The following is a 23,679-nucleotide window of genomic DNA, read 5'->3' as shown; positions in this document are numbered from 1 at the left end:
GCATGATTAGTCCCCGCCGTCCCTGAGGAAGGAAATCGGCAGTCCACAACTGTTGATGGGCCAGAAGCGTTACTGTCAAACCAATAGTTCTACGATCTGTATCTTCACCTGCTCTCCTATTTCGTCGGTGGATGCTTCAGAGATCACGCTTGCGGCATTCTGATCACATTCCAAGACACCGGCGGCAATGTCACCTTGACGCATTTTCCCTCTATGCGAGCAGTCGCATTCACCACCGGAAGCACACTCGCGTCATCAGAAGGCCCTGCTTTCCAATAGGGGTCAGCAGACGCGTACGTTGTCGCCTGCACAGATCGCACCTTATGGCCTGATCTGACTGTCAGCTCCATTTGTTCATGCTGACTGCGGTTGACCGCAAAAACCACTTCTTCCGAATCGTTGGCCACGCTCACCGCATCCAATACATCGACGTCTCCGTATCTGTTGGTTTCGTATGTAGGGCTAGAAATGAGCGTCTGCAAAACTTCACCACGCGCCATCTGAGAGACGTGCTGGAACGGATGGTATGTAGTCTGCTTCCACATTTTTCCGCCAGGCTCAGTCATGATGGGGGCAATCACGTTGACCAACTGCGCCAACGACGCAGATTTGATGACATCGGAATGTCGGAGTATCGAGATCAACAGGGAGCCTACTACCACTGCATCCGCAACCGAATAGTTGTCCTCTAAGAGCTTGGGAGCAACTGGCCAATCATCACCTTGCGGAACTTGCTCATCTTGACGAGATTGATACCAAACGTTCCATTCATCTAAAGAGATATAGACGCGTTTCTGTGAACGCTTCTGAGCCCGCACTGCCTCAATGGTGGCCGCAACAGATTCCACAAATCCATCGAGATCGACGGCGGAGGCAAGGAAGGAACCCAAGTCGCCATCATGTTCTTGATAGTAGCTATGAGCGGATATGAAGTCGACGTCCTCATACGTTTCTTGAAGAACCTCATACTCCCACCGCCCGAACGTGGGCATTCCCGAGTTCGATGATCCACATGCCACTAGTTGCAATGTTGGATCTACTGCGCGCATCGCCCGAGCAGTTTCTGCCGCTAAACGGCCGTATTCTTGGGCGGTCTTATGGCCCGTCTGCCATGGGCCATCCATCTCATTGCCCAAACACCACATAGTGATCCCGTAAGGCTTCTCAGCGCCATGAGATCGACGCAGGTCAGCTAACGCGGTGTGAGTCCCGCCATTGCAATACTCCAGAAGGTCAACCGCCTCCATAATGCCGCGAGTACCCAAGTTGACAGCCATCATGGGCTCAATGCTTGCGCGCGAAGCCCATTCCATGAATTCGTTCGTTCCAAATTCGTTTGTTTCAGTCGTATGCCAGGCCAAATCGAGGCGAACTGGGCGTCGTTCAAGGGGCCCGACACCGTCCTCCCACCGGTAGCCTGAAACGAAATTGCCGCCTGGATATCTCACTGTGGAAATCCCCAAGTCTCTCACCGCGTCTATGACATCCTTGCGGAAACCTCTATCGTCAGATTCAGGATGTTCCGGCTCGTAAATTCCTGTGTAGACGCAACGCCCCAAATGCTCTACGAAAGCCCCAAATAGCTTGCGGTCAACTGGAGCTACTCGGAAGTCATGGTGAGTGGTAATAGTGGCAGAAAGCATAGTGACTACATCCTCAATCTCGGGGTCAGGTCGGCAACGATGGTGCTCACCAATCTATTGGTCCTAGGTCAGGGCTGGCGGAAAATGCTACGCGTGGTCGTGGTGTGGAACCCATTTCCAGAATAAGGATGTCGTTCTTTCCGGGGCGCAACAGTGGCCCTGGCACATACAAGGTCTTCTGTGGTCCCCGTGAATTGAAGCGCCCTAGCAAGTACCCATTGATCCACAACAATCCGTGCTGCCAGGGAGGGATACTGAAAAACAAGTCGTTTTGCTGGTCACACTCAAACTGATATTGAAGCAGTGTTGGTTCGACGACAGGCTCACTACTGTTGTTATTCTCCCAAGTCTCCACCAGGGCTGTAGCTTGCTCCCCTTGCTCGAAAGGAAGTGGCATAATCTCCCATTCGGTAACTTCTCGTCCACTAATAAGGGCTGGTCCAATGAGTCCCTTGGCTTCACCAATACGTGGACCGTAATTCACTCTTCCCTGGTCCTCGACGACCAAAGTTACAGAACTCGTTCCCCCGGGAAGGAGGATCGAGTTTTGGTTATCCATTCTTTCGATAACACCGCACACTCGGCCATCAGCGAAGACAACAGCTCTGTCCCGAACATCCACAAACTCCAGAATTTGCTCGCCGACCAGGGGGGCGAAGGAAGCACGGTAAGCCATGAACCCCTGATAGTGTTCTACCTGGTCCATGGTAGGCAGTTCAGTGAAGCGACGCCACGCATTCGACGAGTCGATTGCTGACAAAAACCGAGCTCTAGCAATCTCGCGAGGCTGGGGGGTCGGAGCCGGGTGGAATCCCTCAGGCTGACCCACTTTCTGGTCGGTGAAATCTTTCAGAACATCCTGAAATGCCCAGTACTTTTCAGTCGGGTGTCCCGCCTCATCCAAAGGAGCATCATAGTCATACGAAGTAGCGATGGGTCGATAGAGTCCCTTGTCATTAGCTCCATTGGTGAAACCGAAATTGGTGCCCCCATGCACCATATATATGTTGACGCTTGCCCCCAACTCCAGCAGTGTCCGAAGCTCAGCTGCTGAGTCTGTAGCCGAGGTGACATGGTGGTAGTCTCCCCACTGGTCGAACCATCCGTCCCAAAACTCAGAGCACATCAATGGGCCCGTAGGCTGAACCTCTCGCAGATTCTGTAGGCGCTCTCGGGTGCGAGAACCAAACGACGCTGTCGCTAGAAGATCAGGCAGAGTCCCCCGCTGCAACATTTCTGGCCTTGGCTGGTCAACAGTCGTCAATGGCACTGTTATTCCCGCTGATCGAGTGGCATCCACCAAGGTGCGCAAATAGACCGCGTCTTCGCCGTAGGCTCCGTATTCGTTTTCAATTTGGACGAGGATTACCGGCCCGCCACGATCAATTTGCCGCGGTGCAACGATGCCGTACACCGTGTCCAGGTATTCAAGGGTGGGCTCCAAATACCGCGGATCGGATCCGCGAACTGGAATGCGCCCTGAATCGGACAACCATCCTGGCAGCCCTCCACCGTTGAACTCTGCACAAATGAACGGGCCAGGCCGCACAATCGCCTTCATGCCCTCATCCGCAACAGCATCCAGGAAACCTGCCAGGTCCAGCATGTCAGTGTCGATCCACTCACCGCGGCGTGGTTCGTGAAGATTCCAGGGAACATAGGTCTCGATTGTATTCAGCCCCATCTGGTGGGCTTTATGAATACGGTCTCTCCAATACGCGCGAGGAACCCGGAAATAGTGAATGGCTCCCGAAAGCACTTGAAAAGGTTGACCATCCAACTGGAACTGGTTACCAACCACTGCGAAAGTAGCGGACATACGCCCTAAATCTCCTTGTTTGAGTGGGGCGGCCTAGTGACCGCCCCACAGTCGTTCTTTACAGCACCAGCAGCTATTCGCCGGTTACTGTGAATCCCTGAGCATTGCCGTATTCAACCAATGCTTCCTGCCAAGCCTTGAGCCCCGCATTGATATCGGTCTTATTGGCATACGCGCTACCCACTGTGTCACCGAAGATAGAGTTGGCATACACCTGGTAGGGCAGGTAATTCCAGCCCGCGAGAACGTCAGATGCGCCAGCAGCCAAGACTCTGTTGATCTCTTGACCGCCAAAATACTCAGGTGTCTGTGATAGGAATTCTTCCGATTCCAGGTCAGCCACGGTGGCAGGGAATCCACCCGATTCCAGGAAGATCTTGATTGATTCCGGATCGTTGTTGAGCCACTTGAGGAAGGCAGCTGCCAACTCAGGATTCTGAGACTGTTTGACGACTACCTGGCCGCCGCCACCGTTCTCAGCATTAGCTGCTGTTCCGTCGTATGTTGGAATTGGAGCCACCCGCCAATCCCCAGCTGTTTCTTCGACCGCGCTCATCAGCGTGCCGGGCATCCATGCTCCCGTGATCAATGAGGCTATTTTGCCCTGGTTAAGGCCTTGATACCACTCATTTGACCACCCTGCAATGGGTGAAATCAGACCGTCTTCGACTAGCGGACTCCACATGTCGGCCCATTTCTTCGCCCCCTCGTCCTGCAGATTGATAGTGACGTCGGTCCCCTCAACAGAGAATGGGTGTCCCCCAGCCTGCCAGATCATCGAAGTCGTGAAACCTGCATCGCCAGAGTCATTGGTGATGTAGACCGAAGAGTCATGTTCGTTGATTTTCTTCGCTGCTTCGGCAAATTCATCCCAAGTCTTGGGGGCTTCAGTGATGCCTGCAGCATCGAATACTGCCTTATTGTAGAAGAGTGCCATGGGGCCTGAGTCTTGGGGAAGTCCCCAAACCTTGTCGCCTTCAGTGACTGATGACCACGGTCCAGGAGTGTATTGATCAGCCAAATCGCCAAAACCGTACTCTGAGAGATCGACAAGAGAATCCGACAAAGAGAACTGCGGTATTGCGTAGTACTCAACCTGGGCCACATCGGGAGCACCTGAGCCTGCTTGAATCGCATTTTGAAGTTTAGTGTATTGCTCGGTGTTCGTTCCTACATTGGCAACGTTGACCTTGACGTTGGGATATTTGGCTTCAAAAGCCGCAACCTGAGCTTCCGCAGAGGGCGTCCATGTCCAGTAGGTGAGCTCACCTCCCTTTTCTAGCGCCTCTTCGAGGACATCACTCGAAGGAGCAACAGCATCTCCTGATTGATTGGCGTTTGAAGAAGGAGCATCTTTGGCTCCCCCACAAGCTACTAATGCCAGCGAGGCAACGCCAAGTAGGGCCACCATTGACCCGACCCGACTCCGTGTGTATTTACGTACCATGACGGTAGGTTTCCTTTTCTTTTGTTTTCTGCTGGTTCACAGGTTTTCTTAAGGGATTTCTGAGAGCCCGGTTGCCACTCAGACTTCTACTGCTTGACGCTGCCGGCAGCTAAGCCAGATTCCCAGTAGCGTTGTAACAGTAAGAAGATCAATACGATCGGAATGACCGTCAATAGTGATCCCGTCACAACCAAGTTGTAGATCGGTTCTGCCGCGGATCCGTTTGCTTGTGAATTCCATTGGCTAAGTCCCACAGTGAGCGGATACCACTCAGGGTCTGAAAGCATGATGAGAGGGAGGAAATAATTGTTCCATGTTGCCACGATTGCGAACAGTAATACCGTGACCACACCCGGAGCTAACAGGCGCAATGCGATTGTGAAAAAGATACGCAGTTCTCCCGCGCCGTCCATGCGTGCAGCTTCAAGAAGTTCATCTGGAATCGCGTCCTTTGCATAGGTCCATATCAGGTATAGACCGAAGGGACTGACAAGTGATGGAAGGATAATGGCCCAGGGAGTGTTGGTAAGTCCGATCTGTGCAAAAAGCAGGAATGTTGGGACCGCTAAAGCTGTTCCTGGTACTGCTACAGCGCCGATGACCGCCGCAAACACTGCGCCGCGTCCTCGGAACTTATATTTTGCTAGACCGTATCCTCCTAGGGCAGCCAGCAACGTGGCTCCGCCTGCTCCAACCACGACATACAACAAGGTATTGCGCAGCCATTTGGCGAAGATACCGTCGCGATAGGTCAAGGTCTCATAAATATTGTCAAAGAGATTGAAGTCTTTCCCGAACCACAAGCCGAATGTTGAAAGCAAATCGCCTTGGCTCTTCGTTGCATTGATCAATAGCCACAGCAAGGGGATCACAGTGTAGAGAACAAAGAAAAACATGAGGAGGCCGAGCGCCGGGGACTTCCTAATAGTCCTGCCCTGGGCAGCTACTTTACGAGAACGACCTTTGCGCACCTGTGGGTGAATGGTATTGACAGTCATCACTTGGCCTCCGATTTCACACTGCGCATTTGTACGGTGTAGGCAATGATTGCGGTGAGGATTCCCATGACGATGGCAACCGTCGCCGCGTAGTTGTATTGGCCACCCGCGATTGAAAGGTTGTAGGCGTACATGTTGGGCGTGTAATAGCTAGAAATCACGCCGTCACGCAGCGGTTTGAGGAGATTAGGCTCGTTGAATAGCTGGAAACTTCCGATAATCGAGAAGATGAGAGTTATTAGGAGTGGGCCACGCACTGCAGGAATCTTGATTGATTTAACGATCTGAAATGGGGACGCACCATCAATTTCGGCAGCCTCATACAGTTCGGTGGGAATAGTCTTCAATCCCGAGTAGATGATGAGCATGTTGTAACCCATGAACTCCCAGGTCACAATGTTTCCGATGGAAACCAGTATCCATTCACTGGAGAGCGGTTGGAGCCAATCCGAGTTCAAGAACTGGTTGATTGATGCAACGAGACCGAACTGGTCGCCGTAAATGAAACCCCAGATAAGCACAGCTACTACTCCAGGCACCGCATACGGAAGAAATACCGCAATGCGGACGAAACCTCGGCCATAGAGGCGAACCGAATCTATTGCCAAAGCTGCCACCAACGCCAACCCCAGCATGATAGGAACCTGAACGACGAAGAAGATCGAGACGTGCCCGAGCCCAGACCAGAACTTGCCATCTTGAAACAAAGTCGCATAGTTCGACAAGCCGACAAACGCATTGCCCCCGACTAACTGGTCGCGAAAGAAGCTCAAGTAGAGAGAATAGACAACTGGGATGACAATCATCGCGATAAAGACGACCAAGAAAGGGAGAACAAACATCCATCCCGATCGGGCCTGTCGACGCGAAGATGTCATACGCTGACGACCTTTTTTCTTCGTATTCCCGGATGAAGCAGCACTTCCCGGTGCAAGTGTCGCCGTTGCTTGTGTCATCATGGCGTCATTACCTGCCCTATTCGCTAGACATATGGTTACGCAACCAGAGAAGTGTAGAAGTTATCTGTTTACGCAACCAATTGGGTTACTATTAGACTGCCAGTAGCTTCCCAGCGTGTCAAGCTACGCTAGGTTACAAGTAGATTAAGCGTGCTTCACAGTGACGGTAGGATCAGAAAAAATGGCGAAACGGCCTTCAATGAGCGACGTTGCCAGACACGCAGGAGTGTCAGCGCAAACAGTGTCACGAGTATCGAATGGTGCCCCCTACGTGTCCAAAGAGAAACGTGAGCGAGTTCTAGCTGCAATGCGCGAACTCGGGTATCGCCCCAACTCGGCCGCGCGCGCCATGAAAAGCGGAATGTTTCGCACTATAGGCGTGATCTATGAGAGCCTACACCCCGTAGGAAACCACCGTACCCTTGAGGCTATCTCTGAAATTGCTGCCCATAAGGGGTACACGATCACCCTCATGCCATTGGATGCGGAAACCCGAAATGCGGCAGACGGCGCTTTCACACGTCTGGGTGAGATGCTCATTGACGCAGCAATTGCCATTGTCCCATCGGATTTCTATCACCAACCTGATTGGAAGCTGCCCGCCGATCTACCCAGCGTCATATTAGGTCCGCCCATCTTTAGCGATGTTAGCACTGTGGATTTTGATCAATCGATTGGGACCAGGCAGGCAGTCAATACGCTGCTAGACCTGGGACATGACACCGTCTATCACATTGCGGGACCACAAGAGTCGTATTCCGCGCGATCCCGCGAAGCAACCTGGCGTGACACGCTCACTCAGCGCGCACGGAAAGTGGTTCCACCTCTGCACGGTGACTGGACACCAGATTCGGGATACACTCTGGGCCGCACACTCCTTGACGAATCGCAACCGACTGCCGTTTTCGTCGCCAACGATCAGATGGCACTTGGGCTATACCGCGCGGTGATAGAAAAAGGACTTCGCATCCCCGACGATATTTCCGTCATCGGCTTCGACAACATCGATGAATCTTCAGCGTTCCCTCCCCCGCTAACAACCGTATCCCAAGATTGGGAGCGTATCGGCAAAGAGGCACTGTCATCTGTGTTGAAACTTCTTGATGGAGAGAGCCCAGGCCGCACAGTGCTCCCCACCGCACTCATCGAGAGAGAATCCTGCGCCCCTCCACCTCGCGAGGAAGAAGCCCTCCGTCATCTGTAAAACTGATGGTTGATGGTTGGGCAGCTACAACTTCGGCAACGGTTCCCGATGCAACAACTTTCCCAGAAGACATCATGAGGACACGATCAGCAAGCTCTTCTGCCTCCTCAAGGTAGTGGGTGGTAAGCAGAACCGAGGTTCCCCCGCGCAACATCATCCGCACAAGTTCCCAGGTTCGTTGACGCGAAGCAGGATCAAGACCAGTTGTCGGCTCGTCAACAAAAAGAACCTGGGGGTTCCCTAGAGTGGCCATTGCAAGATCTAGTCGGCGCCGTTCACCACCAGAAAGCGCCTTAACACGCACGATCGCTGACGGATTGGATCATAGCCCAGTACTTTCACCACGCCCGAAGACGCCGGCGCAAGGCACTCAATGACTTCGACAAGTGATGTTTTGCCCGTACTATTGACCCCAAGAATTGCAACAAGTTCACCTGCTTCCACCTGAAACGTTACTCCGTCGACAGCAGTAAAAGCGTCCCGTCCTTTGCCGTAGGTTCTTTTCACGTCCAAGACTTTTATCACGCTCATGTGTGGCCTTTCGCTCGCCTACTTTGACACTAGGGCACTCCACTACGAGAAAGCCCTGATCAGCGTCATTGCTTTCTGTGATGACCTCACAGATGAGCGATGACATTTGTCATAGATGCAGATCATCGCACCGTCTCAATATCCACGACTATTGCGGCTCTCAGAGAGTTTTAGATTTTTTAAACTAAAATGATAGTATTTAATCAAGCCGGGTCCTGACAGGGGCATCCTGCGCAATACTCATAAGAAAGTAGATGCCGTGAGCGAATTCGTAGAGATTCAAAGTAATAAGCCAAAGTCATGCGGGTGCCATGAAACCGCAACCGATATTCCCGTTTTGGACGTCCGCACTATTCCTCATCAAATCCGCCATGCAACGATTCACGGCGCATTCGACGCGGTTGCCCCAGGCGGCTCACTCATACTCGTCGCTCCACATAAGCCTCTCCCACTATTGGCCGAACTTGAGTCGCGGTTCCCCATTACCGTTGAGTATGTGGAAGAAGGTCCAACTGAGTGGAAACTCTTGATCACTCGTCAATAGGCGAAACAAACGGCAACCGCACCTATCCCACAAGTAGCCCATCACAAAGGAATCTAACGTAGTCTATTAACCCGATAAGAGCGTGATAAACAAAAGTCATGAGGTGGTTGTATGCGGCCAGTTGCCGCAGTCATTGTTGCTTCTGACCGGTGCGCGGACGGCATAGAGACCGATACATCAGGAGAGTTCCTCGTCCGATCACTGCGTGACTGCGGGTTCAGCTGTGCATCGGCAACCATTATTGACGATGACGAGTCGAAGATACGTGCCGCATTAGCAGAAGCCCTCGACCAAGGCGCAAGGCTCATAGTCACGTCGGGAGGCACCGGAATAGGGCCACGAGACATCACACCTGAGGCTACTGCACCATTTATTCACCGACCACTTCCAGCTTTGGCTCAGCTCATCACAGCTGCCTCACTTGAGCAAACACCTCTGGCTGCCCTCAGCCGAGGCCTCGTGGGCCTTACCAAGGATTCTCCCAAGACGCTTATCATCAACGCTCCCGGCAGCCTTCGCGCGGTCGAGTGTGTTATGACCACGGTTGCCCCACTTCTCCCTCATCTCTTTTCTCAACTTGATGGAACTGACGATTCTGCAGGAGGATACCGCCCTCACGAAATGGCTGTCACCGAGGTACTAGACTGATGCATCCCACATTGCCACAAGGCACGGTGACCGAGTTAGTGGACTCCTACGGCCGAGTCCATCGCAGTATGCGTATCTCAATCACAGATAAATGCCAGTTACGCTGTACGTACTGCATGCCAGCGGAGGGGCTTCCCTGGATAGCAAAGGATGACCTGCTATCCCCCGAAGAAATCTATTTCCTGGCTAAAGCTGCGTACAGTGCAGGTATTCGAGAGTTTCGACTAACGGGTGGTGAGCCACTGATACGTCCCGAAGTGGTCGATATTGTCGCACGGTTGGCGACCCTTTCAACGGCCGAGGACCCCGTTGACCTATCTATGACTACCAATGCGGTACTTCTCCCGCGCTTTGCTGTACGCCTCAAGGAAGCCGGCCTCAATCGACTCAATGTTTCTCTCGACACCCTCCGTCCCGAAAGATTCGCTAAGTTAACCCTGCGAAATAGCCTCGAACAGGTACTTGATGGGTTACATGCTGCTAAAGATGCCGGTTTCACCCCTATCAAAATCAACACCCTGATCATGCCGGGGGTGAACGATGACGAGATCCTGGACCTTACTGATTTCTCCCTGAAAAACGGGTATGAGTTGCGGTTTATCGAGCACATGCCGCTGGGGATTTCAGCGTGGGATGCGGACACTATTGTTACGCAGGCTGACATTCTTAGAGAATTGTCGCAGCGATATACCCTGACCGAGATGCCAAATCGGAAAAGCGCCCCAGCCGCACGGTGGCGAATTGATGACGGTGGAACAGTGGGCATTATCGCTTCGGTAACGAATCCTTTCTGCGGGGATTGTGACCGCCTTCGATTGTCGGCGGACGGAAAAATGCGGACCTGTCTTTTCAGCGATGACGAAACTGACCTTCGAGAAAGCTTGCGAAACGGGGCAGATACCCAAGCAATACTCAGGATTATGGCCCTGGCAACCTTGGGTAAAGGCCCGGGCCACTCAGTTGGGCAGGCAGACTATGTTCGCCCCAAGAAAGGTATGAGTCAGATCGGCGGATAAATCGCGATCAGTGAGCTTCAATTATCGATAGACGATTGCGAACACTTGGTCGCTGCCCAACGCCGCGCCCATCGGAGATCTCCGGGCGTATCCACATCCCGAGCTGCCCCTTGCTCAACACTCACGCCTTGCAACGACGCCTGTCCGATAAAACTCCGCACAGACATCCCCCGCCCCGATCCCACTGCTGCCACACGCATGCGAAGAAAACTGGCACTGTAGATTCCTAAAAGGAGTTGCGGTATCCCTTCATCATTATTGGCACAGACTCCCTCGGCATGATCCTGCTCAGCTAAGAGGCGACTAACGGCCGAACTCGCACCAGGCACATCACATGACGCAAGCACAACGCGTTCAATCGTCTTCTCCCTATCTATCTCATCCACCTTCTTCACACCCGCTACAATTCCCGCCACCGGGCCCCCGAAAGGCGGATCCTCCAGAGTCTGAACAACATAGGGAGGAATACCATCAGGAAATGCGTCACAAAGAGTCTGATGGGGAGCAACGACAACGATGAGGGAAGCCCACTCGACGGCAGCAACTGCAAGGCTCAGTAGAGACGTCCCACCAACGGGTGCTGTCGCTTTGTTCATCCCAAGACGGCGGGAAGCGCCTCCCGCAAGGACGACTGCAGCAATGTGTTCCTTGGCTCGCGTAGCCATGAAAATCCTACATTCACTAGTCTTAGTTTCTCTCGCATCATACCCACCGATCAACACCCCACACGAACATGAAACTCGATTCTTCAACTTTTTCACGGTACTTCTGTGCTAATTAGTGCAACAAGCGCGAATTCGACATCTATTCGATCTTTTTCACGCATACTCCGTGTTATTGTCATGTCTGTGACGAATTACAGAATCTCGCGCGCTGCCAACCTTTTAGGGGTAAGTAGCGATACCGTCCGACGTTGGATACAAACCGGCCGCCTTGCAGCCATGCATGACAACGCCGGAAGACAGACGGTCTCAGGACAAGAGTTAGCCCAGCTTGCTCAAGATCTGGCTACTGCAGCTACTGCAGATAGCACCGTAGCCTCTTCAGCGCGGAACCGCGCTACGGGACTGGTGACCAGCATCATCAAAGATACAGTCATGGCTCAAGTAAACCTTCAATGCGGGCCGTATCGCTTCGTGTCTCTCATGTCACGAGAGGCAGTCGACGAACTCCAACTCGATGTCGGCGACACAGCCACAATGGTTGTAAAGGCAACTAACGTCATCGTCGAGAAAAACACTAATCCCAAGGAGCGCATATCATCGTAAAAAAGACAGCAACCGCAACCCTCGCCGCACTGATACTTGCGGGATGCAGCTCCACGGCAGAGACAGCCACAAGTTCCGAGCAATCCAGCGCTCAGTCAGCAGCAGTTGAAGCCAGCGCTATATCCGGCGACTTGCAGATATACGCCGCCGCTTCCCTCAAAGGAGCATTCACTGAAATCATCGCCGCTTTCACGGTCGAGAATCCTGGAGTGAATGTCCTCCCCCCGGTCTACGACGGGTCCTCTACCCTAGCGACACAAATCATTGAGGGCGCCCCCGTAGACGTATTCGCGTCGGCAGACGAAAAGAATATGGAAAAGGTCCTTGCCGAAGACCTCACGGCCACGCCACCAACAATATTTGCAACAAATGACATAACCGTTGCTGTAGAGGCCGGTAACCCACTTAAAATCACCTCTTTGACTGACCTGATGAATCCAGATATCTCAGTGGTCATATGTGCCCCTGAAGTGCCTTGTGGCGCAGCTACCACACGGCTATTCGAAGCTGAAAACATCTCACTCACACCCGTCTCAGAAGAACAAAATGTCACGGCAGTCGCAACCAAAGTAGCTTCTGGAGAGGCTGACGCAGGATTGATCTACCTCACGGATGTACAGGCCAGCGACGGGGCACTCGAAGCGACTGAGACTCCCACCAGTGCAGAACTCACCAACTTCTACCCCATAGCAACACTTAAAGACGCCCCTAACTCTGAAGCCGCAACAGCCTTCAACAACTTCATCCTTTCAGATGCCGCTCAGTCTATTCTCAAGGAATACGGCTTTGGCCAACCGTGATACATCGAAGCTGCCACCATTGCTCAGTCTTTTAGCAATGGTGGCAGCTTTGAGCATCCTTCTACCTATCGTCGCAATGGTGGGCCGTGCCGACTGGACTTCATTATTTTCGGACATCACCACGCCTGCCGCGCTGAACGCTTTAAAACTCTCATTTGCTACCGGATTGATCACTACCGCGCTCTGTCTCCTCTTGGGGACTCCTCTAGCATTTTATCTAGCCCGCTCCAGCTCGTGGGTGTCAGCGATTCTACGAGTCGTAGTCAACCTTCCGCTGGTCATGCCCCCACTGGTCGGAGGTTTAGCATTACTCATGCTGCTAGGCAAACGCGGCCTCATCGGCGCTCCCCTCTACGAACTCACCGGCATTTCACTTCCATTTTCGACACCAGCAGTAGTGATAGCTCAAGTTTTCGTATCAATGCCATTCATGGTGATCTCAGTGGAAGGCGTGCTGCGCGCACAAGACCCCGGTTTCGCGCTGACCGCAGCCTCACTAGGCGCAGGCCCTTGGACAGTTCTACGACGGGTCACACTTCCACTCATCAAGTCTGGACTCGCCGCGGGAACTGTCCTCACTTTTGCGCGAGCTTTAGGGGAGTTCGGGGCAACAGCACTCTTTGCCGGTAACCGCGAAGGTGTCACACAAACGATGCCACTAGCCATCTACACAGCTTTCAATGGAGGAGGCGTAAGCACCTCTGCGGCGATTGCATTGGCACTTCTTCTCATGGCAACCGCTTTTATCATCATGATGCTGACACGCAGCTGGTATCCAAAAGGATCAGTACAGTGACGAACAGTAACGAACTGCGGGTATCCATCACAGCGCAACGCGGAAATTTCTCCCTCGATATTGACCACACATTTCCCAGCCAATCAGTGACAGCAGTTATCGGACCTAACGGAGCAGGCAAGACAACTCTCTTAGAATCTGTTGCTGGATTATTACCAACTGCCAGAGGAGTCATTGCGCGCGGAGACACCGAGTTGCTCAACACCTCGTCAAAAAGACGTGTTTTTGTCCCACCTCATGTGCGCAGGACCGCCCTTCTTCGTCAAAAACCTCAACTATTTCCCCATATGACGATCGGAAGCAACATTGCTTTTGGTCCCGAATCCCAAGGATGCGACAAGAACACTGTAACGAAGATCGTCCAGCATTGGGCTGAAAGACTAGACCTCACAGACTTCCTAACACGGTACCCCTCGCAGCTCTCTGGCGGCCAACAGCAACGTGCCTCACTGGCGAGAGCACTGGCTTCTCGACCCGAAACTCTTTTACTTGACGAGCCGACGACCGCACTGGATGTCAATGCCGCCACCTTGTTTCGCCGCATCGTAAAAGAGCAGATCATAGACGTTCTCGTGACAACTATCTTGGTAACGCATACAGTGGAAGATGTCATCGGTCTAGCAGATCATGTGCTGGTCGTTGACCACGGCAAAGTGGCTCACTGTGGTCGAACAGCTCAGGTCTTGGAAGAACCCCGCAGTACCTTCGTCGCAGATTTTGCGGGAGTTAACTATCTCCACGGGACCGCCTCAGACGACTCCATCAATGTCGATGGCATTGCCCTGCATAGTTCCACTTCGACCGCCTACGGAGATGCCTTGACCGCGTTTCCTCCCACAGCAGTCACCCTATTGCCCTCCACTGATTACATATCTCCATCGCAGTGGACTAGCCGCATTGTCAGCATCGACGCCCGCCTCTTTGGCTTTGCCATCGAGGTTGAACAGCCTCGAGGCCTCTACGCATATGTTGACTTGCCCTACTTTCACCAGTACGGGTTCGCCGTCGGAGACTCAGTATCTCTCAGCGTCGACCCGAAGGTCGTGCGCATTTATCCACGATAGCCATTGCGTATTTTCGCAATAACTTTATGCCGCATTGACGGACGCTGCGCTCAAAGCCAACTCCTCTGAACTGCATGGTTACCGCTAGACTATATTTCCACGGAACTTCCGTGATAATTAATGTATCGACGTTGATACATCACTGAGCAGTGGGAGTAGATCTTGAGCGAGTCACATACACAGCCATCTAGTCGATCACGAACCCTACAGAACTGGAATCCTGAAAACCCCGAAACATGGGACTCCAAAATCGCGTGGAGAACCCTGTGGATCTCAACTTTTTCTCTCACCATCGGATTTTGTGTTTGGTATCTAGTCAGCGCGGTTGCACCTAAACTCAACGAAGTTGGCTTCGACCTCTCCACCGGCCAGCTCTATTGGCTTGTCGCTATTCCTGGATTGTCGGGCGGACTACTGCGACTCATCTACATGTTTTTACCACCGTTGGTTGGAACTCGTTTATTAGTAGGTGTCACTTCCCTACTCTTCATCGTCCCCATGATTGGCTGGTTTCAAGCCATCCAGAACCCTCAAACGCCCTATTGGTGGCTAATGGTTCTTGCCGCTATGACAGGCATTGGGGGAGGATGCTTTTCTGGCTATATGCCCTCAACCGGGTACTTCTTCCCCAAGCGCTTAGCGGGAACCGCCCTGGGATTGCAGGCAGGGCTAGGTAATTTCGGCGTCTCGTTAATTCAGTTCTTAGGGCCTTGGGTTATGGGATTTGGATTGCTGGGAATGGGGATGTTTGCGCCTCAAAAAGGTGCCGATGGGACACCCCTACACGTATACAACGCAGCAATTGTTCTGGTGCCATGGGCGATTCTGGCATCAATTCTTGCCTTCGCAGTCTTGAAGAATGTGCCCGTCAAAGCTAACTTTCGCCAGCAAATCGATATCTTTGGCAATAAGAACACGTGGATACTCACCCTCATCTACATCATGACCTTCGGTGCATTTGCAGGATTCGCTGCCCAGTTAGCTCTCATTATCAATAACACTTTTGGTAAAGATTCAGTCTTTGCAACATCAGGCGAATACGCCCTGTCAGAACTCCCACTGGGAGCGTCATTCGCCTTCCTAGCACCACTCATCGGGTCACTGGTCAGAGCCCTATGGGGTCCACTATGCGACAAATACGGCGGTGCTCTGTGGACATTTGTTGGTGGAGTAGGAATGACTCTCAGCTGTGCCGTTGCAGCATTCTTCCTCAACCCCACTAGCCCCTCACAGTTCTGGTACTTCCTCGCCGCAATGCTGGTTCTCTTCTTCTTCACCGGGATAGGCAACGCAGGAACCTTCAAACAAATGCCAATGATTTTGCCTCCTCGCCAGGCCGGTGGAGTAATTGGGTGGACCGCGGCGATTGCCTCATTCGGGCCTTTCGTAGTAGGTGTTGCCCTCACAATGACCTCAGTCCAAAGCTTCTTCATCGGAGCCACCATCTATTTCGTTATCTGTACCGTACTGGCGTGGATTTTCTATGCCCGCCCTAACGCACCATTCCCAGGCTGATCGAAAGGGTCGCCATGACAGACACACAACCTGACGCTCTCCCTGAATCAGTCGCGCGGCTTGGAGCCTTCCTTCGCCCCTCCGCGAAGGCCGTGAATACACGACAAATTTTCCTTGAAGGCGGCCGTGGAGCTGACCAGTTCTACCGCCAACGGTGGAGTCACGACAAAGTAGTTCGCTCAACACACGGAGTCAACTGCACCGGATCATGTTCCTGGAATGTATTCGTCAAAGACGGCATCATTACGTGGGAGACACAAAACGTCGACTATCCAACAACCGGCCCTGACCTACCCGAATATGAACCACGTGGCTGTCCGCGCGGAGCCGCGTTCTCCTGGTACACCTACTCCCCCACTCGTATTCGTTATCCTTACATCCGCGGCCGACTCTTGGACTTCTACCGCGAAGCCAAAAAGAAGGTCGGCGATCCCGTGTTGGCATGGAAAGAGGTTGTCGAAGATCCCGTAAAGTCCCGTGAATACAAGCGTTCACGTGGAAAGGGTGGCCTGGTTCGCGCCACTTGGGACGAAGCGATGGAGATCGCTGCAGCCGCGCACGTCTATACCACCAAACGCTACGGTCCAGACCGTATGGCGGGATTCAGCGTCATCCCAGCCATGTCCATGATTTCCTATGGGGCTGGTTCGCGCTTCTACGAACTCATGGGCGGCACAATGTTGTCCTTCTATGACTGGTATGCAGACCTGCCAATGGCATCTCCTCAGGTTTTCGGAGATCAAACCGATGTCCCCGAGTCCGGCGACTGGTTCAACGCTGGATACCTCATCATGTGGGGATCGAATATTCCCCAGACCCGCACACCCGATGCTCACTTTATGGCCGAAGCGCGCTACCGAGGACAAAAAGTTGTTGCAGTATCACCCGACTATGCAGACAACACTAAATTTGCGGACGAATGGCTGCGCGTTGCCCCCGGAACTGACGGCGCTTTAGCGCAGGCAATGGGGCACGTCATCTTAAAAGAGTTCCACGTGGGGCGCCAAGAACCATATTTCTTGGACTACATGAAGAAATTTACGGACTCACCATTCTTGGTCACTTTGAAGGAAAAGGATGGCGCCTATGTGCCCGGAAAGTTCCTCACCGCAGCCGACCTTGCTGACAGTGACCTCGCAAACACCGAAAATGCCTCCTTCCGTCCACTGGTGTGGGACGCCGGTAAAGGCATCACCGATCCGGGTGGCACTTTAGCTGATCACTTTGGCAGTGAGGGCGAAGGCAAATGGAACCTCACAATGGAGAATATCGACCCTCTTCTCAGCGCCAGCGACTTTGGCACCGAATCTGCAGAAATATTGCTGCCTCGCTTTGATCTTCCCGCCAGCGTCGATCAGAAAACCCTAGGTGCGGGTGTTATGAGTCGCGGCGTTCCCGCAGCGCGCGTCGGATCTGTCCTAGTTACCACCGTGTATGACCTTCTTCTCGCCCAGTATGGTGTTGAGCGTCCCGGCCTACCCGGACAGTGGCCAACTGGATATGACGATGCCGAGAGCCCGGGGACACCCGCTTGGCAAAGCCAATTCACTGGTGTCCCTCCCGCCGCAGCTGAGCGTATTGGCCGTGAGTTCGCGCAGAATGCTGTTGATTCCCAGGGCCGCTCAATGATTGTTATGGGCGCGGGGACCAACCACTATTACCATTCGGATACGATCTATCGCACCTTCTTAGCTTTGACAACAATGTGTGGAACTCAGGGGGTCAATGGTGGAGGTTGGGCGCACTATGTGGGGCAAGAAAAAGTTCGCCCCATCACTGGGTGGGCGCAATATGCTTTTGCCTTAGATTGGATTCGTCCGCCTCGTCAGATGATTTCCGCCGGGTTCTGGTATCTGCTGACAGATCAGTGGCGATATGACGGTACACCAGCGGAGAAACTACTGTCACCTCTTGCTGAGCTCGATTGGAGTGGGAAGTCCACGGCTGACACGTTAGTTGAGTCAATGAAACGCGGGTGGATGCCTTCGTACCCGACCTTTTCTAGGTCAACTCTACTTTTGGCCCAAGAGGCGCGTGAAGCAGGAGTTGATCCAGCCAAGTGGATTGTCAAGCAGTTGGAGGAAGGGAAACTTTCTTTCGCATGTGAGGACCCGGATAATCCGGAGAATTTCCCGCGTATCCTCGCGTCGTGGAGGACAAATCTGTTGGGGTCCTCAGCGAAGGGTGCCGAATTCTTTTACCGGCATCTGGTGGGATCCGATTCTGCCGCTACCGCGAAGGAACTACCAGAAGACCAGCGTCCCGAGTCGATAGTGTGGAGAGATGCGGCCGGAACTGGAAAAGTCGACCTGCTGATGACTGCGGACTTCCGTAATACTTCAACCACGTTGTATTCCGACATTGTCCTGCCCGCAGCCACCTGGTATGAGAAGGACGATCTTTCCACCACGGACATGCATCCCTTCATCCACGCTTTCGATGCCGCGATTGATCCTCCGTGGGAGACCCGGACAGATTTTGCAATTTTTCAAGACCTTGCCGCGCGGGTAACTGAACTGGCAAAGACACATTTAGGAATGCAAACTGATGTGATTCCGACGCCGCTCAACCACGACACTCCTGACGAATACGCAACGCCGCACGGCATAGTTCCCGATGTTGCGGAGGTGGGCCTCATCCCTGGGAAAACTATGCCGAAGCTGGTGGTGGCTGAACGCGACTATACGAAACTCATTGATCGCTTCAACTCGATGGGACCTCTGCCTGAAAAAGCTGGGATGGTTACTAAGGGCATCTCCTTCGATCCTTCCCCTGAAGTCGAGCAATTGAGGAAGATGAACGGTATGGCTGACACTGGCAGACCACTACTTGACACTGCCGAAAAGGCATGCGATATGGTCCTGTATTTTTCTGGGGCCACTAATGGACGCCTGGCAACCACCGGATTCGAGACCCTCGAAAAGCGCACTGGCACGCCGCTATCTGACCTATCTGCTGGGGACGAAGAAAAACGTATCAGTATTCACCAGTTACATTCCAAGGGTGCTCAGGGAGTTATTACAACTCCAGAATGGTCGGGTTCTGAACATGGAGGTAGGCGGTATTCCGCATTTGTGCAAAATATTGAACGCGGACGTCCATTCCACACATTGACTGGTCGCCAACATTTCTACCTCGACCACGACTGGATGCGTGACATTGGTGAAGCAATGCCAATCTTTAGACCACCATTAGACCTCCAGGTCCTCTACGGTGAGGCGGCGCCCGGCGATACGGGCAACACCGGAGATGGAGTGCATGTGGCGGTCCGCTACCTGACGCCTCACCATAAGTGGGCTATCCACTCTCAGTATTTTGACAATCTCCACATGCTCACTTTGGGGCGAGGCGGTCAGACGGTATGGATGAGTCCTCAAGACGCTGAAATCATCGGTGTTGCTGACAACGACTGGATCGAGGCATGGAACCGCAATGGTGTGGTCGTAGCTAGAGCGGTGGTTTCTCACCGCATGCCACAGGGCACGGTGTACATGTATCACGCTCAAGAGAGAACAATGGGAACACCCATCACTGAGACCTCAGGTAAACGCGGTGGAATCCACAATTCTCTTACCCGTATCCTCATCAAACCTTCGCATTTGATCGGCGGTTACGCACAACACTCATACGCATTCAACTACGTTGGCGCCACTGGGAACCAACGCGACGAAGTGACCTTGATCCGCAAGCGCAGCCAGGAGGTGAGCTACTGATGAGAGTCATGGCCCAAATCGGTATGGTGATGAACCTTGACAAGTGCATTGGATGCCACACGTGTTCTGTCACCTGTAAACAAACGTGGACCAACCGTTCTGGAACCGAATACATGTGGTTCAACAACGTGGAGACCCGCCCAGGGGGCGGTTACCCTCAAGGGTGGGAAGACCAGGACCGCTGGAAAGGCGGATGGAAACGTACTGCAAGCGGTCGCCTTGTCCCTAAAAGTGGTGGTCGACTGCAGAGTTTAGCGCATATTTTTGCAAATCCTCGCCTGCCAGAGTTGTCGGAGTATTACGAGCCGTGGACTTATGAATACGACAAGTTACTTTCGGCTCCCAGGGATTCGCAGCATTTTCCTGTTGCCCGTCCGATCAGCCAAATCACCGGCCAACCCATCGACACTGTCTCATGGGGGCCAAACTGGGACGATGATCTTGGCGGCGGAGAAGATGTCCTCAAGGCAGATCCGATCTTGGATTCGATCAGCACGAAAGTCAAAGCGGAAATCGAACAGAGCTTTATGTTCTATTTACCGCGCATTTGTGAGCACTGTTTGAATCCCACCTGCATGGCAGCCTGCCCGTCAGGTGCAATCTATAAGCGCATGGAGGACGGCATTGTCTTAGTCGACCAGGACCGCTGCCGCGGCTGGCGCATGTGCGTATCTGCCTGCCCTTACAAGAAAGTGTATTTCAACCATCAAACAGGCAAGGCTGAGAAATGCACACTATGCTACCCACGTCTTGAAGCTGGCCAACCGACTGTCTGTTCTGAAACATGCGTGGGCCGCCTACGCTACCTGGGCATCATGTTGTACGACGCAGATCGCGTCGCTCAAGCCGCCGCGGTCAAGGACGAAAAGGATCTCTATCAAGCTCAACTAGATATTCTCCTCGACCCCCATGATCCTGCTGTGGTCGAGGCGGCAAAGGCTTCTGGAATCAGTGATGAATGGCTTACTGCCGCTCAAGAGTCACCCCTGTATGCGCTGATAAAAGAGTATAAATTGGCTCTTCCCTTACACCCGGAATATCGGACTTTGCCTATGGTCTGGTATGTTCCTCCACTCTCTCCTATTGTGGATGCAGTGACTGCATCCGGGGTAGACGCAGAAGATCACCGTATTCTGCTGACCACCTTGTCGCATATGCGCATCCCCATGGAATATTTGGCACAGCTCTTTTCCGCTGGTGACACAGCCCCCGTAGAGCTCTCACTTCGTAAACTTGCCGCTATGCGCTCATACATGCGCAATGTGAACTTGGGAATGGAAGAGAATACGGAAGCTGCCACGGCAGTTGGAATGTCCGGTGAAGAGCTAATGAAGATGTACCGTCTGCTGGCGATTGCTAAATATGACGATCGGTACGTAATTCCAGCTGCTTCTTCTGCTGGCGCCCCCCGCATGACTGAGCTTGGTATTGACACCTCGTCTCTGGAAGACGAAGAGTTTCTAGGAGACAAACCTGCAAGCCTAGGGCAAGGAGCTCCTGCTGCTTGCTCTCAAGCTGCTGGCTGCGGAATCCGGGCTGGTGGTGGTGACGTGCGCGAACCTGTCTATATCGATTTGCGCACCTGGGATCCTCACGGAGGTCGCGATGAGTAAAACACGGTTTCTCTCGTCGCCGCACTCCTCCATTGGGGCGGTAGTTCCAGCGCAATGTTCACCCCAAGACATGCGAACCATTCACATGCTCTTGTCAGCACTACTGGAGTACCCGTCCGAGAGGCTCACGCAGGCTATCACGGCCTACCACGAGGTTCAGGCGGGATTGCCGACAGAAGTACGCTGCCACATTGACGCGTTCCTCGAGTGGGCTGAGGCTCACGATCAGCGTCAGATTGCTGAGCATTATGTCGATACGTTCGACCATCAGCGGCGCTGCGCCCTGTACCTCACGTACTACATGGCCGGGGATACTCGATTGCGTGGAAGCGCGATTCTTGGCTTTCGCGAATTCCTTCACGCCTTGGGATACGAACTGGCCAAAGAGGAACTGGATGACTACTTGCCGGTTCTTTTAGAGTTGTCGGGACGAAGTGGCGATCCCTTGGTCTGGCAGCTCTTGGCCTCACACCGTGAAGGTATCGAAGTCATGAGAGCGGCCCTCGACCGGGCGCGTTCCCCCTACCTACACCTAGTCAACGCGTTGGCGGCAACTCTTCCAGAGGTGAGTGCCGAAACAGAAGAACGATTCCATCGCCTCGTCAGCCAGGGACCACCAACCGAAATGGTTGGCGTCCACCTACCACTGAGTTGGAGCACACCGTGAACTACTGGAGCATATTCTTGTGGATAATCTTTCCATACCTGTGTCTCACCATCATGCTGGTTGGTCTTATCTGGCGTTGGAAGACAGACCAATTCGGATGGACCAGCCGCTCATCCGAAATCTATGAACGTACGTGGCTGCGCATTTCCTCGCCGCTTTTTCACTTCGGCATACTCTTCGTGGCATTAGGTCATCTGGGAGGGCTAGTTATCCCCGAATCCTGGACGTCGGCGGTGGGTATCAGCGAGGAGGTCTATCACCTAGTAGCTGTTAGCCTGGGAATGATTGCAGCACTGATGACTGTCGTGGGTCTCATTGGGCTGCTAGTGCGCCGGTTTGTGGTTCGTTCTATCCGATTGGCAACCTCACGCAGCGACATCGTCATGTACATTCTTTTGTGCGTTCCCATTGGACTTGGAACAGCAGCCACTGTCACGAAGCAACTCTTTGGAGAGCCCGGCGGATATAACTACCGCGAAACAATCAGTCCCTGGTTTCGCTCACTGTTCTATTTCCATCCCGATATCTCTCTCATGACGGATGTCCCTGGGGTTTTCAAAGCACACATTATTGCTGGCTTCCTTCTCTTTGCCATCTGGCCTTTCACTCGTCTTGTGCATGCGGTCGCCCCTCCCATCTCATACCCACTGCGCCCCTACATTGTTTACAGAAGTCGCGACACTCAATCCGGACAGGTTCCCCATTCCCAAGGCTGGACTCCTCAAGGACACGGTGACAGTGCTCCTCAAAAGGTCATCCATCGTGCCTCCTACGAGATATCTAGCCGCAACAAACGCCCTTAAATACGCACCATCAGGCGGACAACAGCATTGGTCGAGGTATTGAAAACGGTAGTTCATAAGGGACCTCAGTCAGTGGTCACTTCAACGGGTAGCTGGTAAAGCATGACTACAACCCACGCTGCGAGGAAGGACCCTACTTTCTTCATCGCAAGACTCGACCATTTCGGTAGAGATCATCGACAATCTCTTTCAAGTCTTTTGTCAACTGTCCACGTCGAAATTTCGTTGTTGAAGTGACGAGATCTCCTCCCGATGTGAGATCGGGAGGAGTACACCAGAGCGCTTGCCCCCTCACCGACTTCGAAACTCATCACTATCGAAGAAAACTAGAGCAGCTGGGTAGGGTTGCGAGTCACTCACTACCGCCGCGTGTGCCACTAACGGATCCGCTTGACTTCTCGTTCCCATAGCTGCGGGGAAATAGTCTTCCCACCGGAGGCCACTATCATCCTTTTGGTGCGGCCCGCTATTGGCAGCCGCCTGTCAGCTGCCAATGGAGACTAAGGGGTATCTGCAATCCTGGTTCATATTGTCGGCGCTACGTATAGGTACCCTAGGTAGCCGCAGCCTTCTCAGCATTTTTCCACGGCCAGGCAAGATGCTTGTCTTGGGCAGTTGTAGCTATGCGCTC

At 53.1% G+C, this 23,679-nt stretch carries 21 protein-coding genes; 13 read left to right on the top strand and 8 right to left on the bottom strand.

All coding sequences use genetic code 11. The annotated features are described in order from the left end of the window. Positions 1-143 precede the first annotated feature (143 nt). The 5 genes from arfA to FYJ24_RS10260 form a co-directional block, all read right to left on the bottom strand. The gene (arfA, locus tag FYJ24_RS10280; RefSeq protein WP_154546092.1) at positions 144-1,643 is read right to left on the bottom strand and encodes an arabinosylfuranosidase ArfA; all 1,500 of its coding nucleotides are present in this window, start codon (positions 1,641-1,643) and stop codon (positions 144-146) included. Positions 1,644-1,689: 46 nt separating this feature from the next. After that, entirely contained in the window at positions 1,690-3,462 is a 1,773-nt protein-coding gene (locus tag FYJ24_RS10275; protein ID WP_154546090.1) for a glycoside hydrolase family 35 protein, read from the bottom strand. 73 nt (positions 3,463-3,535) lie between these two features. Beyond that, positions 3,536-4,909, bottom strand: coding sequence for an ABC transporter substrate-binding protein (locus FYJ24_RS10270; protein WP_154546088.1), 1,374 nt, complete (start codon positions 4,907-4,909; stop codon positions 3,536-3,538). An 86-nt stretch (positions 4,910-4,995) separates the two neighbouring features. Next, positions 4,996-5,907 carry a carbohydrate ABC transporter permease gene (locus FYJ24_RS10265; protein ID WP_154546086.1) on the bottom strand — a complete coding sequence of 304 codons (912 nt, stop codon included), beginning with the start codon at positions 5,905-5,907 and terminating at the stop codon, positions 4,996-4,998. Beyond that, a complete protein-coding gene (locus tag FYJ24_RS10260; protein ID WP_154546084.1) occupies positions 5,907-6,866 on the bottom strand; it encodes a carbohydrate ABC transporter permease in 960 nt (319 codons plus the stop codon). Before FYJ24_RS10260 ends, FYJ24_RS10265 begins: the two co-directional genes overlap by 1 nt. Positions 6,867-7,047: 181 nt before the next feature. On the opposite strand from FYJ24_RS10260, the gene FYJ24_RS10255 reads away from it, so the two are divergent. After that, entirely contained in the window at positions 7,048-8,070 is a 1,023-nt protein-coding gene (locus FYJ24_RS10255; protein WP_206192649.1) for a LacI family DNA-binding transcriptional regulator, read from the top strand. Here the strand turns inward: FYJ24_RS10255 and FYJ24_RS13025 are convergent. Further along, positions 8,009-8,374 carry an ATP-binding cassette domain-containing protein gene (locus tag FYJ24_RS13025; RefSeq protein WP_318656652.1) on the bottom strand — a complete coding sequence of 122 codons (366 nt, stop codon included), beginning with the start codon at positions 8,372-8,374 and terminating at the stop codon, positions 8,009-8,011. The genes FYJ24_RS10255 and FYJ24_RS13025 overlap by 62 nt on opposite strands. Continuing rightward, on the bottom strand, positions 8,332-8,601 hold the full coding sequence (locus FYJ24_RS13020; RefSeq protein ID WP_225872116.1) for an ATP-binding cassette domain-containing protein: 270 nt from the start codon (positions 8,599-8,601) through the stop codon (positions 8,332-8,334). The genes FYJ24_RS13025 and FYJ24_RS13020 overlap by 43 nt, the downstream gene beginning before the upstream one ends. A gap of 259 nt (positions 8,602-8,860) precedes the next feature. Between FYJ24_RS13020 and FYJ24_RS10245 the strand changes: the two genes are divergently transcribed. From FYJ24_RS10245 to moaA, 3 genes are all read left to right on the top strand, one after another. Then, a complete protein-coding gene (locus FYJ24_RS10245) occupies positions 8,861-9,145 on the top strand; it encodes a DUF2249 domain-containing protein (RefSeq protein ID WP_206192648.1) in 285 nt (94 codons plus the stop codon). Between the two features lie 111 nt (positions 9,146-9,256). Next, positions 9,257-9,793: a MogA/MoaB family molybdenum cofactor biosynthesis protein gene (locus FYJ24_RS10240; protein ID WP_154546080.1), complete on the top strand. Its 537-nt coding sequence runs from the start codon at positions 9,257-9,259 to the stop codon at positions 9,791-9,793. Positions 9,794-9,819: 26 nt separating this feature from the next. Further along, positions 9,820-10,809, top strand: a complete 990-nt coding sequence (gene moaA / locus FYJ24_RS10235; RefSeq protein ID WP_206192647.1) for a GTP 3',8-cyclase MoaA — start codon at positions 9,820-9,822, stop codon at positions 10,807-10,809. 17 nt (positions 10,810-10,826) lie between these two features. Here moaA and mobA read toward each other — a convergent pair whose 3' ends face one another. Continuing rightward, positions 10,827-11,474, bottom strand: coding sequence for a molybdenum cofactor guanylyltransferase (gene mobA, locus FYJ24_RS10230; protein WP_154546076.1), 648 nt, complete (start codon positions 11,472-11,474; stop codon positions 10,827-10,829). Between the two features lie 183 nt (positions 11,475-11,657). Between mobA and FYJ24_RS10225 the strand changes: the two genes are divergently transcribed. The 9 genes from FYJ24_RS10225 to narI all read left to right on the top strand — a co-directional run bounded on the left by FYJ24_RS10225 (position 11,658) and on the right by narI (position 23,048). Further along, complete coding sequence (locus FYJ24_RS10225) at positions 11,658-12,077, top strand: TOBE domain-containing protein (RefSeq protein WP_318656651.1); 420 nt, start codon at positions 11,658-11,660, stop codon at positions 12,075-12,077. Then, a complete protein-coding gene (gene modA / locus FYJ24_RS10220; protein ID WP_318656659.1) occupies positions 12,068-12,877 on the top strand; it encodes a molybdate ABC transporter substrate-binding protein in 810 nt (269 codons plus the stop codon). The genes FYJ24_RS10225 and modA overlap by 10 nt, the downstream gene beginning before the upstream one ends. Further along, on the top strand, positions 12,864-13,673 hold the full coding sequence (locus tag FYJ24_RS10215) for an ABC transporter permease (RefSeq protein WP_206192646.1): 810 nt from the start codon (positions 12,864-12,866) through the stop codon (positions 13,671-13,673). Before modA ends, FYJ24_RS10215 begins: the two co-directional genes overlap by 14 nt. Beyond that, the gene (locus tag FYJ24_RS10210; RefSeq protein WP_206192645.1) at positions 13,670-14,737 is read left to right on the top strand and encodes a sulfate/molybdate ABC transporter ATP-binding protein; all 1,068 of its coding nucleotides are present in this window, start codon (positions 13,670-13,672) and stop codon (positions 14,735-14,737) included. Before FYJ24_RS10215 ends, FYJ24_RS10210 begins: the two co-directional genes overlap by 4 nt. 162 nt (positions 14,738-14,899) lie before the next feature. Then, a complete protein-coding gene (locus FYJ24_RS10205) occupies positions 14,900-16,252 on the top strand; it encodes a nitrate/nitrite transporter (RefSeq protein ID WP_154546069.1) in 1,353 nt (450 codons plus the stop codon). 14 nt (positions 16,253-16,266) lie between these two features. After that, the gene (locus FYJ24_RS10200) at positions 16,267-19,965 is read left to right on the top strand and encodes a nitrate reductase subunit alpha (RefSeq protein WP_154546068.1); all 3,699 of its coding nucleotides are present in this window, start codon (positions 16,267-16,269) and stop codon (positions 19,963-19,965) included. Further along, positions 19,965-21,578, top strand: a complete 1,614-nt coding sequence (narH, locus tag FYJ24_RS10195; RefSeq protein ID WP_154546067.1) for a nitrate reductase subunit beta — start codon at positions 19,965-19,967, stop codon at positions 21,576-21,578. Before FYJ24_RS10200 ends, narH begins: the two co-directional genes overlap by 1 nt. Then, complete coding sequence (narJ, locus tag FYJ24_RS10190; protein WP_154546066.1) at positions 21,571-22,245, top strand: nitrate reductase molybdenum cofactor assembly chaperone; 675 nt, start codon at positions 21,571-21,573, stop codon at positions 22,243-22,245. Before narH ends, narJ begins: the two co-directional genes overlap by 8 nt. Further along, positions 22,242-23,048, top strand: a complete 807-nt coding sequence (gene narI, locus FYJ24_RS10185; RefSeq protein WP_318656650.1) for a respiratory nitrate reductase subunit gamma — start codon at positions 22,242-22,244, stop codon at positions 23,046-23,048. The genes narJ and narI overlap by 4 nt, the downstream gene beginning before the upstream one ends. Positions 23,049-23,679: the final 631 nt, after the last annotated feature.

The sequence above is a fragment of the Scrofimicrobium canadense genome (genome assembly GCF_009696615.1).
GTDB classification, from domain to species: domain Bacteria; phylum Actinomycetota; class Actinomycetes; order Actinomycetales; family Actinomycetaceae; genus Scrofimicrobium; species Scrofimicrobium canadense.
This window is presented reverse-complemented; position numbering and strand designations above follow the sequence as displayed.

Bases quoted from the DNA above. Each gene is read 5' to 3' on its own strand.
- arfA (WP_154546092.1), bottom strand. From the start codon at position 1,643: ATGCTTTCTGCCACTATTACCACTCACCATGACTTCCGAGTAGCTCCA.
- FYJ24_RS10275 (WP_154546090.1), bottom strand. From the start codon at position 3,462: ATGTCCGCTACTTTCGCAGTGGTTGGTAACCAGTTCCAGTTGGATGGT.
- FYJ24_RS10270 (WP_154546088.1), bottom strand. From the start codon at position 4,909: ATGGTACGTAAATACACACGGAGTCGGGTCGGGTCAATGGTGGCCCTA.
- FYJ24_RS10265 (WP_154546086.1), bottom strand. From the start codon at position 5,907: ATGACTGTCAATACCATTCACCCACAGGTGCGCAAAGGTCGTTCTCGT.
- FYJ24_RS10260 (WP_154546084.1), bottom strand. From the start codon at position 6,866: ATGATGACACAAGCAACGGCGACACTTGCACCGGGAAGTGCTGCTTCA.
- FYJ24_RS10255 (WP_206192649.1), top strand. From the start codon at position 7,048: ATGGCGAAACGGCCTTCAATGAGCGACGTTGCCAGACACGCAGGAGTG.
- FYJ24_RS13020 (WP_225872116.1), bottom strand. From the start codon at position 8,601: ATGAGCGTGATAAAAGTCTTGGACGTGAAAAGAACCTACGGCAAAGGA.
- FYJ24_RS10240 (WP_154546080.1), top strand. From the start codon at position 9,257: ATGCGGCCAGTTGCCGCAGTCATTGTTGCTTCTGACCGGTGCGCGGAC.
- mobA (WP_154546076.1), bottom strand. From the start codon at position 11,474: ATGGCTACGCGAGCCAAGGAACACATTGCTGCAGTCGTCCTTGCGGGA.
- FYJ24_RS10200 (WP_154546068.1), top strand. From the start codon at position 16,267: ATGACAGACACACAACCTGACGCTCTCCCTGAATCAGTCGCGCGGCTT.
- narH (WP_154546067.1), top strand. From the start codon at position 19,965: ATGAGAGTCATGGCCCAAATCGGTATGGTGATGAACCTTGACAAGTGC.
- narJ (WP_154546066.1), top strand. From the start codon at position 21,571: ATGAGTAAAACACGGTTTCTCTCGTCGCCGCACTCCTCCATTGGGGCG.